This window comes from Natronobiforma cellulositropha, assembly GCF_025629245.1.
Classification (GTDB): domain Archaea; phylum Halobacteriota; class Halobacteria; order Halobacteriales; family Natrialbaceae; genus Natronobiforma; species Natronobiforma cellulositropha.
Genome location: NZ_JANZXN010000050.1, coordinates 1 through 9,555, shown reverse-complemented (window position 1 = coordinate 9,555; position 9,555 = coordinate 1). Strand labels below are relative to the sequence as shown.

The 9,555-nt window shown below is 52.4% G+C and carries 8 protein-coding genes and 2 pseudogenes; 1 reads left to right on the top strand and 9 read right to left on the bottom strand.

All coding sequences use genetic code 11. From position 1 onward, the window contains the following. Positions 1–105: 105 nt before the first annotated feature. From N0B15_RS15725 to N0B15_RS15685, 9 genes and pseudogenes are all read right to left on the bottom strand, one after another. A pseudogene (locus tag N0B15_RS15725) lies at positions 106–636 on the bottom strand (DUF7958 family protein); the annotation flags it as partial. 107 nt (positions 637–743) lie between these two features. Further along, a complete protein-coding gene (locus tag N0B15_RS15720) occupies positions 744–1,511 on the bottom strand; it encodes a DUF7958 family protein (protein WP_263020659.1) in 768 nt (255 codons plus the stop codon). Positions 1,512–1,515: 4 nt separating this feature from the next. Continuing rightward, positions 1,516–2,151 carry a DUF7958 family protein gene (locus N0B15_RS15715; protein WP_263020658.1) on the bottom strand — a complete coding sequence of 212 codons (636 nt, stop codon included), beginning with the start codon at positions 2,149–2,151 and terminating at the stop codon, positions 1,516–1,518. 22 nt (positions 2,152–2,173) lie between these two features. Further along, positions 2,174–2,926 carry a DUF7958 family protein gene (locus tag N0B15_RS15710; protein WP_263020657.1) on the bottom strand — a complete coding sequence of 251 codons (753 nt, stop codon included), beginning with the start codon at positions 2,924–2,926 and terminating at the stop codon, positions 2,174–2,176. A 148-nt stretch (positions 2,927–3,074) separates the two neighbouring features. Further along, positions 3,075–3,842, bottom strand: a complete 768-nt coding sequence (locus tag N0B15_RS15705; protein WP_263020656.1) for a DUF7958 family protein — start codon at positions 3,840–3,842, stop codon at positions 3,075–3,077. Between the two features lie 4 nt (positions 3,843–3,846). Then, positions 3,847–4,491, bottom strand: coding sequence for a DUF7958 family protein (locus N0B15_RS15700; protein WP_263020655.1), 645 nt, complete (start codon positions 4,489–4,491; stop codon positions 3,847–3,849). Next, positions 4,481–5,245 carry a DUF7958 family protein gene (locus N0B15_RS15695; protein WP_165162353.1) on the bottom strand — a complete coding sequence of 255 codons (765 nt, stop codon included), beginning with the start codon at positions 5,243–5,245 and terminating at the stop codon, positions 4,481–4,483. Before N0B15_RS15695 ends, N0B15_RS15700 begins: the two co-directional genes overlap by 11 nt. Positions 5,246–5,249: 4 nt before the next feature. Continuing rightward, the gene (locus tag N0B15_RS15690) at positions 5,250–5,963 is read right to left on the bottom strand and encodes a DUF7958 family protein (protein ID WP_206335558.1); all 714 of its coding nucleotides are present in this window, start codon (positions 5,961–5,963) and stop codon (positions 5,250–5,252) included. Then, positions 5,956–7,650, bottom strand: a complete 1,695-nt coding sequence (locus N0B15_RS15685; RefSeq protein ID WP_263020654.1) for an eCIS core domain-containing protein — start codon at positions 7,648–7,650, stop codon at positions 5,956–5,958. Before N0B15_RS15685 ends, N0B15_RS15690 begins: the two co-directional genes overlap by 8 nt. 929 nt (positions 7,651–8,579) lie before the next feature. On the opposite strand from N0B15_RS15685, the pseudogene N0B15_RS15680 reads away from it, so the two are divergent. Further along, positions 8,580–9,555: pseudogene (locus tag N0B15_RS15680) on the top strand (ISNCY family transposase); the annotation flags it as partial.

Below are 9,555 nucleotides of genomic sequence, written 5' to 3'. Positions count from 1 at the left end.
TTGCATAATGTAGCGGCCCCAGGCAACCTCTCCCTCGGTCAAAATACAACCCCAAAATCGGAGAGAGGGTCTGAAGTGGTAGAATTTAGGCGTCTAAACAAGGCCGAACCCTTTCATAATCAATACGATCTGGGGTTCGCCGGGAAACTCAACCGATCCTTCGGTAATCCCGTACTCTTCTCTGGCCCCTCCGACTTCGGCAGTGTCTGGACCGATATCGTACTCGTCTTTGAGGCGCGTCGGATCGTGCAACGCCGTGTAATACTCGTAGAAGAGATCGTCGAATTCGTCGTCTGAAATACGCTCGAGGGCGTCGATGCCCCGGCGTAACTGGGTCGGGTCCCACCCCGAACGGAGGATGTCGTACTCCGTTTGTGTGTGGGCCTCGAATCGGCCGCGAGCAAGCACTTGGTCCATAATCCGTTGTACGTCCTCAGTTTGATCAGACGCCTCTAGAGGATACGCCTCCTGGGCATGAAGATCAATCGTGTCTTGCTCATCAACATCTATTTCAACCAGATGAGTGTTTCCACGTGGGTCAACTACTCTGACACCAACGATACCATCCTCAATTCCGATGATTTCTGCTTGCGTGGTTCTATTGTGCTTGACTTCCGAATGGGACGAGTTCGGTATCGTGAATACCGATCCCATCGACTTGGTACTGTTCCGGTGGCTGCCCACCCTACCTGTAGTAGAGATCTCGAATCTGGCATTTGAGCTGATAGACGATACGGTTACGGTCAGTAGTTGTATTCCTCGTAGTCGAAATTCCCGGTTCCTTTGCCGAATCCGTCAATCTCGTATGCCGCAGGCGGATCTTCCCCCATGTTCCAATAAATGTCCCGTATCTGGCACATCAGATTGTGGATCATAAACCCACGGAAGTCCTCCGGATAGACGAAATCGTCGGGGAGCTTGAATGGGGAGAGCATCGGAGTGATCTGTGTCGTGTCGTCCGAGCAGCTTGCAGGTGTCCCGGTAGTATAGTTCTTCTCTGCGTGCTCGTTCGAGTAGTAGATGTACATGTCAGGCAAGACGTTCACGACCTCGTTATCGTCGTCAATACAGAATCCCTTCATAATCAACGCAATTTCCGGCACACCGGGGAACTCAACCGTCTCCTCAGTGATTCCGTACTCATTTTTGGCACGCTCAGGGTTGATGAGCGCGTGGTAGTATTCCCGGAAGGCCTCATCGAACTCCTCGGCCGGCATGTTTTCCAGGGCATCGATTCCTCGTCGTAGTTGTCGAGGGTCCCAGCCGTCCCGAAGGATCTCATATTCCGTCTGAGTATGGGCTTCGAACCTGGCTCGAGCAAAGACCTGATTCATGAGACGTTCTTGTTCTTCGGTCCGCTTAGACGAGCTATGTGGATAGACATCTTGACCGTGATAATCATCCGCATCTTCGTTATCGACGGCAAGTTCGATTAAATGTGAATTCCCCTTCGGATCAATGACCTCTACGCCAATAACACCTTCTTTAATTCCGATTATATCAGATTTCATGAGTCTACTTTGCTTGTTTGTCGAAGGAAACAATTCCAGAATCGTTGATTCCTAAACCCGCAACCCGATATTCCTCTGGCGGTTGACAGCCTTGCATGTAGTGGAGGTCTCTTATTCTACATTTAAGCTGATGGACAATAAGGTCCCGGAACCGCTTATCACAGGCGAATATATCCTCGAGCGGCGGGATTGTAACATAAGCGTCGGGATCGCGCTCGAAAGAAAACTTAGTGTGAGCGAGGTCATCGTTCTCGTGATAGAACGTTACTGGATCTGATTGTCTAACAAGTTCATCACGACCATCGTTCAGGAAGAGGAACAGTGCAGTATAGGCAACGTTGTCGACGGGTGGATCCTGAATCGCTTCGTAAAAGTCCTCGAAGTGTTCCATAATCTGTGGAATATCGAACGATTCGAGTACGCCGATGGTGTCTTCAATGACGGTCCAGTCGAGAACTGGAATGAGAAGATCGGCTTCAGTCTGGCGATGAGCCTCGTTTCGTGCCCGGAACTGCACCCGTTTGAGGATTCGGGCAGGTTCTGGATCAGTTTGGGTTGCTTCTGTGAATCGTTCGTGTACGTGACCGATGAGTTCCCCGTCCCGGTCGAATAACACGTGGTTCGTGTACTTTTTATTCATTCGATGAATACTACAATTAGTATCACCGATCAAAGTTCCCGTGAGGTTTTCCGAAGCCGTCGATATCGTACTGCTTCGGCGGACGCTCACCCATATTACGATAAATATCTCTAATTTGGCAGATGAGATTATTGATCATCAGGCCTCTGAAGTCCTCTGGATAGATGAAGTCTTCTGGTGCGTCTTTGAATGGTGGAAGCATCGACGGGATTTCAGTAGTACTACTGGGACAGTCGGGATCCGGACCAGCCGTATAATTTTTGTCAGCCTGTTCGCTCGAGTAGAAGACGAACAGGGGTAAATCGCTCACAATCTCGTTTTGATCGGTGATACAGAAGCTCTTGATTACGAGTGCGATCCGGGGGTCTCCCTCGACTTCGGCAGTGTCTGGACCGATATCATACTCGTCTTTGAGGCCCGTCGGATCGTGCAACGCCATGTAATACTCGTAGAAGAGGTCGTCGAATTCGTCGTCTGAAATGCGCTCGAGAGCGTCGATGCCCCGGCGTAACTTAGTCGGGTCCCACCCCGAACGGAGGATATCGTACTCCGTTTGTGTATGGGCCTCAAACCGAGCGCGAGCGAAGACCTGATTCATTAAACGCTCTTCTTCATTGTCCCGTTCTCCGGAGCTGTGTGGGTAAGTGTCCTGGCCGTGAAAGTCATCCGCATCTTCGTTATCCACAGCTAATTCGATGAGATGAGAATTACCACGTGGATCGATAATCTCCACACCAATAACACCTTCTTTAATTCCGATTACGTTTGCTTGCATGGTTCTATTGTGCTTGATGTCGAATGGGACGAGTTCAGTATCGTGAAGACCGATCCCATTGACTTGGTACTGTTCCGGTGGCTGCCCACCCTGCCTGTAGTAGAGATCTCGAATCTGGCGTTTGAACTGATGGACGATACGGTTACGGTCAGTAGTTGTATTCCTCGTAGTCGAAATTCCCGGTTCCTTTACCGAATCCGTCAATCTCGTATGCCGCAGGCGGATCTTCCCCCATGTTCCAATAGATGTCTCGGATCTGGCACATCAGATTGTGGATCATAAACCCACGGAAGTCCTCCGGATAGACGAAATCGTCGGGGAGCTTGAATGGGGGAAGCATCGGAGTGATCTGTGTCGTGTCGTCCGAGCAGCTTGCAGGTGTCCCAGTAGTATAGTTCTTCTCTGCGTGCTCGTTTGAGTAGTAAACGTACATGTCGGGCAGGATGCTCACGATCTCGTTGTCGTCATTGATACAGAACCCCTTCATGATCAACACGACCTCTGGCTCACCGGGAAACTCGACCGTCCCTTCGGTAATGCCGTACTCGTCTTTGGTACGCTCAGGATTGATGAGTGCATGGTAGTATTCCCGGAAGGCCTCGTCGAACTCGTTGAGCGACATATTCTCTAGAGCGTCGATTCCACGTCGAAGTTGGGCTGGATCCCATCCAGAGTGAAGGATGTCGTACTCCGTATTTCTATGCGCCTCAAATCGTGCCCGAGCTCGGACTTGGTTCATAATCTGTTCCTCTCGATCCGTTCGTTCGGACTCGTTATATGGGTACGATTCTTGCGCATGCAAGTCCTCCTTTTTTTCGTCATCGACGTCAATTTCGACTAAATGTGGGTTTCCGCGGGGATCAATGACTTTTACCCCGACTATACCATCTCTAATTCCAATAATTTTAGTCTTCATTGCGTTATATTGATTGGCATTTAAATGGTGTGATTCCAGTGTCGTGAATACCGACCCCGTCAACCTGATACTGTTCAGGAGGCTGACCACCCTGTCTGTAGTAGAGATCTCGAATCTGGCATTTGAACTGGTGGACGATAAGATCCCGGAAGGCATGATCACAGGCGAATGGGCGTGTGAGTGGTGAGATCGTCACGTACACGTCGGGCTCACGCTCGAGGCTAACCGATGTGTGAACAAGGTCTTGATCCTCGAAATAGAACGTCACGGGATCGGACTGATCGATCAGTTCCTCGTTTGCGTCATCCAGATGGAGGTACAAGGCGGTGAATTCCACGTTATCAACGGGAGGATCTCGAATTGCTTCGAGAAAGTCCATGAAGTGACCCATGATGGCTGACAGGTCTAGATCCTCGAGGACATCGATGGCTTCTTCGAGAACGACCCAGTCAAAGATGGGGCTGAGAAGTTTTGCGTCAGTCTCGTGATGCCCGACGTTGCGTGCGCGGAATCGAACGCGATCAAGGATTTTCGCAGGTTCTGGATCAGTTTGGACCTCCTCTGCAAATCGGTCTTGAACATGACCGATGAATTCACCATCCCAGTCGAACAACAGGTGATGGGGATAGACACGGAACTCAGAACTCATCTGGGTCGAAATTACCGGCAGGCTTTCCAAATCCTTCGATATCAACGTTTTCAGGCGGCTCCTCTCCCATATTTCGGTAGATGTCGCGGATTTGGCAGACCAAATTATTGATTACCGAGGCGCGAAAGTCCTCTGGATAGTTAAAATCATCAGAGATGCTCACGAACGGTGGCAGCATCACTGTAAGTTGTGTCGTCTCATCCGAACAGCTAGCCGACGTCCCCGCGGTGTACGTCTGTTCGGTTTGGTCATTCGTGTAGTAAATATACATATCAGGTAATACGTTCACGACTTCGTTCTGCTCGTCGATACAGAACCCTTTCATAATTAACACGATCTGAGGTTCGCCAGGGAACTCAATCGAACCTTCGGTAATCCCATACTCTTCTCTGGCCTTCTCAGGATTGATTAGCGCATGATAATAGTCACGGAACGCCTCGTCAAACTTCTCTGCAGGCATATTTTCAAGCGCTTCGATGCCGCGCTCAATGTGCGGTGGATACCAACTCGGTCGAAGAATATCATACTCTGTTTTTGTATGTGCCTCGAACCTAGCTCGAGCTGCAACTTGATTCATGAGACGTTCCTGTTCTTTGGTTCGCTTCGATGCGTCGAGCGGATACGATTCTTGGGCGTGGAGATCTTTGGAATCCTCGTCTTCAACGTCAATCTCAACGAGATGTTGATTTCCACGTGGATCGATAACTTTTACACCAATAATGCTATCTTCAGTGCCGATGATTTCTGCCTTCATAAATCTACTTTGCTTGTTCGTTGAAGGGAACAATTTCAGAATCGTTGACCCCTAACCCGTTGACCCGGTACTTCTCTGGAGGCTGACACCCTTGCATGTAGAGGAGGTCTCTTATTCTACATTTAAGCTGGTGGACCATAAGGTCCCGAAACCGCTTATCACAAGCGAATATCTCCTCGAGCGGCGGGATCGTAACATAAGCGTCTGGGTCACGCTCGAAAGAGAATTCTGTGTGAGCGAGATCATCGTTTTCGTGATAGAACGTTACTGGATCTGATTGTCTAACAAGTTCATTACGGTCATCGTTCAGGAAGAGGAACAGAGCAGTATAGGCAACGTTGTCGACGGGCGGATTCTGAATCGCTTTGTAAAAGTCCTCGAAGTGTTCCATAATCTGTGGAACATCGAACGACTCGAGCACGCCGATGGTGTCTTCAATGACGGTCCAGTCGAGGATGGGAAGGAGAAGATCGGCTTCAGTCTGGCGATGAGCCTCGTTTCGTGCCCGGAACTGCACCCGCTTGAGGATTCGGGCAGGTTCTGGATCAGTTTGGGTTGCTTCTGTGAATCGTTCGTGTACGTGACCAATGAGTTCCCCATCCCGGTCGAATAACACGTGGTTCGTGTATCCTTTGCAGTCAGTTACTTCGACTGCGATTCCTACCGAATCTTCTCCGATAATATGTGCATCCATCGATTCGTATCCGTTATTAGTCATAATCCTCGAAACGCTCCTCTTCATCCAATATTCTAATTAGTTCGACGACGAGGTCGTCGTACGTTTCCTTCGAATCCTGCGTCTGTTCCCGTTGGGATCTGATTCCTTTCACAGCTTTCAGAATGTCTTCCTCTATTCTGTCTCCTATCGCTTTGATTGTCCCTTCAGTGCCAAGCCCATCGGTAACTATTTTCGTGAGGATGGTTGCAATCCCTTTCATACTCCCTTTCGATGCACCCTCTGACAGTGCCTCAGCCAGATCAACGTTACGTGAGTTAGCGACATCGCTTCCTGCTGTCTTTGCTGTCCTAGTAGATCCTGATACACCGGCACTCGTCGTGCCCTTTTTTGCATACCCAACGGGATCCGATTGATTGACGTTTTCCGGATCGATCGATGCCATCGTACCGACGAGTACACGCGACATCAGTCCCACTTCCTGCAACGTCTTAATGTACTCTTCACGTTGACTCTGGCCTAGATCAATCCACTCCTCGCTCTGTATTGCTCTGAGTTCTTGGAGGTTTTCTTTGACCTGTTCTGGATCCATCGACTGGTCTTCGGTGCCGATCTTCGCACCAGTTTGCATCTGATCGCCGTATTTACTGTCCCCAAATTCCGTTTGCTTAGTTTCAGGCGTGGTTTCTTTATCACCCTCTTTCGCAAATTCATCATCTTCGATTCCAGTAAGAGCTCCAAATGAATCACTAAGCAATTCTCGCTTACCTGAAAGTCCGTCGTACTCTTCGTAATCCTTCGGCAGACGCTTATCAACCTGATACTCGAGTTGTGCTTTGACAGGCGCAGTAATCGCTCCCACTGTGGTTGCAATAAACGGCTGACCGAGCGAGAAATCGACCATCGCACCGGCAGTCCCTTTCTCGACGGTCTCGTTAAGATAATCGCCTCCGGAAAGACCTTGCCAGTGGCGCTCGATCGCTTTTCCGAACTCCGCAGCGATCTCGTCGGATTCGTTCATGAACAGCGCCAGCGTTCGCTGCTCGCGGTCGCTGAGGTTCTCGATCCCGTCCCGACTGTTGTACAGAATCGAACTGGCGATCTCTTCCCAGGTCCAGTGGACCGATCCTTTACCGCCCCAACGCTCGCTCTTTCGGAACGACGATTTGGTGAGATCCTGAAACGTCGCGTTGTCGAACTCCCGCTCGTAGGCCCGCGTAAACGCTGGATGGCCGTTCTCGTAACCGTCACGCAGCGCCTCCGGCAGCTTTTCGAGGACCTCCTCCGGCAGGCCGTCCTCGAACTCCTCGGGGAGGTCTTCCTCGAGTTCGTCGTCGAGGACCTCGAGGAGTTCGTGTTTGTGCATCCGCTGGACGGACAGGGCTGCTTGGCTCGGCGTGAGCGCCCCAACGCCCGCGTCCGATCGGAGCGCCTCATTGGCGACCTCGTCCGCCTCACGCTCGTACGCACTCGAGGAATCTCGCACCTCGAGTTGTTTGTCTGCTGGCAACCGAGTGACGCGTCCGTCCGTCTGCTGGCGAGTATGCACCAGTTCGTGGGCAAGCAGGTACTTGCCCTTGGCGCTGTCCGGATCGAACTCCCCGTGATTGAAAACGACGTGCGAGCCCACGGCGAACGCTCGAGCGTCGATCGACTCGCAGGCCTTCGCCGCTTCCGGACCGGTATGAATCGTGACGTCGTCGAAGCGGTCACCCAGACGCTCGGCCAAGTCCGACTGAGTCGCTGTATCCAGCGGCTGGCCAGGTGTGGAGAGAACTCGGCGAACTGGGTCGGGAACGGCTGCCTCTCCAGACTGGTCATCATCCAGGTGAGTGTATCTGTTTCGGTGTTTCGACAGCTCGTTCTGCCGTCGATATCAGTTGGGACTGCTTCAGGAGACTGCGCTTGCCGCGTTCGGAACGCAGCCATCTTCTCGGAATCACCCATTACGCCGACTGGCATCCCTTCGTCGGCCCACTGTTCGACTGTCTCACGACCTTCGGCGTTTACTACCTGCTCGAGCGTTCGCCTGAGAGAGGCTGTGGGTACCGAGTGGCCGAGTACCGCTTCGCAGTCGTCCGCTGAGAGCCAGATTCGATCGGGTATCTCTGCACCAGACCGGCTACGCCGAGCAGCAGATGACTGTGAGTCGGTTGTAGTGCGGGTGGCGTTGCGGTTGGATCGACGAGCCGTCTTCGACGGCTTCGACGATGTAGACGGTGATGACTGAGATGATGAATTACCTGAATCGGAGCTGGATTTTCGAGGGCGGCGAAATCCCATCTATTACGAACATATAAAGGAGGAAAATATATATTACCATTGGAAAGGCAAGTGAAGATATAGAGTTTCTCAGATCCATTCATCAATATTTCCAGCTTCATTGCTTACATTCTACAACATAGAAATGGCGAAGCGTCGATACAACAAAAGGTGGCCGAGTTTCTGGTATATTCTGGAGGTTTATATACGAAGCCGCGTAATTCCTGAGTAGTGACAGCACGCGCGGGACAAGCCCCAACGGGGTCACGGTGGAAACGGATCGGTCCACCGATGCGTCTCGACAGCGCTGGATACGAGTCCACGCCGAAAGACTACGAGGTAGAAGGGCTCTACGGCGCGGATACTGGCGAAATTGTCGAAGCGCGGTCCTTCGACATGACGTTCCGGGAGATGGTCGATGGCGCTCTCAAAAGCTATCCGTACGAGCAACAGCACCGGTACGACCGCTCCGTCTCCCTGGAGGACCTCGTTTCGGAAATCCCAGCCTGCTACCTGCGCTTCTACGATACCTACGACCACGAACAGGGAAGTCCGAAGCCCTGGAACGCCGTTTTCCGTGCCCACGTCCTCCGCTGCGTCAAGGGCTGGAAGAACGCCACGGCTCTCTACAAGTACCTGAAGCAGAAGCCGTTCCTCTGCACGCAGCTGGGCTTCGAAGACATCCCCGACCAATCTACTCTCTGGCGGGCGTGGGAAGATCGCCTCGCCGACGTACAAGAGGCCGTCCATACAGCTGCCGAGGTAGTCGTGGACATCGCCCGCTACCACGACATCCCTGCCCCCGAACCCGAGTTCTTACCGAATCAGCCGACTGGGACGGTGACGCGGTCGAAGAGCAAAGACACGCTCGCACGCGAAAAGGCGCGCGAGGTCTGGAAGGGCGCGAAACCGATCGTCGAGGACTGCTTCTCCCTCGATCGCGGCGACAACGCTTCGATCCCCGAGGGGGCGTTCTGGGAACAGCAGTCCTACCTCGGAATGCGGACCGACATGCATCCGAACGACGGTGCGCAGTCGTTCGCGGAAGACTCCACGCGGGATCGAACACCGTCAGGCGACTCCCACCGACTCCAGACGAAAGAACTCGGCGTCGAGCGCATTCGGACGATGCTCCGCGAGAGTGCCCGGACGCTGGTTGCACGGGCGAAATCGACGGACACGATGGGGCGCACGCAGATGGCGGCTCTGGACCTCACGAAGGGCAACCCGTGGGGCGGCAAAGTCATGCGCGACAGCAACGGGAAAAACAAGGAGCCGTGGATTCTGGGGTACAAGGGCGAGAACGGACCGTTCTTCCAGTGGGCCGTCATCAAACTCGTCGGCCACGATGTTCCGCTAATCCTTGATGCGA

Excerpts from the sequence above, each read along its gene's own strand:
- N0B15_RS15720 (WP_263020659.1), bottom strand. The coding sequence starts at position 1,511 with ATGAAATCTGATATAATCGGAATTAAAGAAGGTGTTATTGGCGTAGAG.
- N0B15_RS15695 (WP_165162353.1), bottom strand. The coding sequence starts at position 5,245 with ATGAAGGCAGAAATCATCGGCACTGAAGATAGCATTATTGGTGTAAAA.
- N0B15_RS15710 (WP_263020657.1), bottom strand. The coding sequence starts at position 2,926 with ATGCAAGCAAACGTAATCGGAATTAAAGAAGGTGTTATTGGTGTGGAG.
- N0B15_RS15700 (WP_263020655.1), bottom strand. The coding sequence starts at position 4,491 with ATGAGTTCTGAGTTCCGTGTCTATCCCCATCACCTGTTGTTCGACTGG.
- N0B15_RS15705 (WP_263020656.1), bottom strand. The coding sequence starts at position 3,842 with ATGAAGACTAAAATTATTGGAATTAGAGATGGTATAGTCGGGGTAAAA.
- N0B15_RS15690 (WP_206335558.1), bottom strand. The coding sequence starts at position 5,963 with ATGACTAATAACGGATACGAATCGATGGATGCACATATTATCGGAGAA.
- N0B15_RS15715 (WP_263020658.1), bottom strand. The coding sequence starts at position 2,151 with ATGAATAAAAAGTACACGAACCACGTGTTATTCGACCGGGACGGGGAA.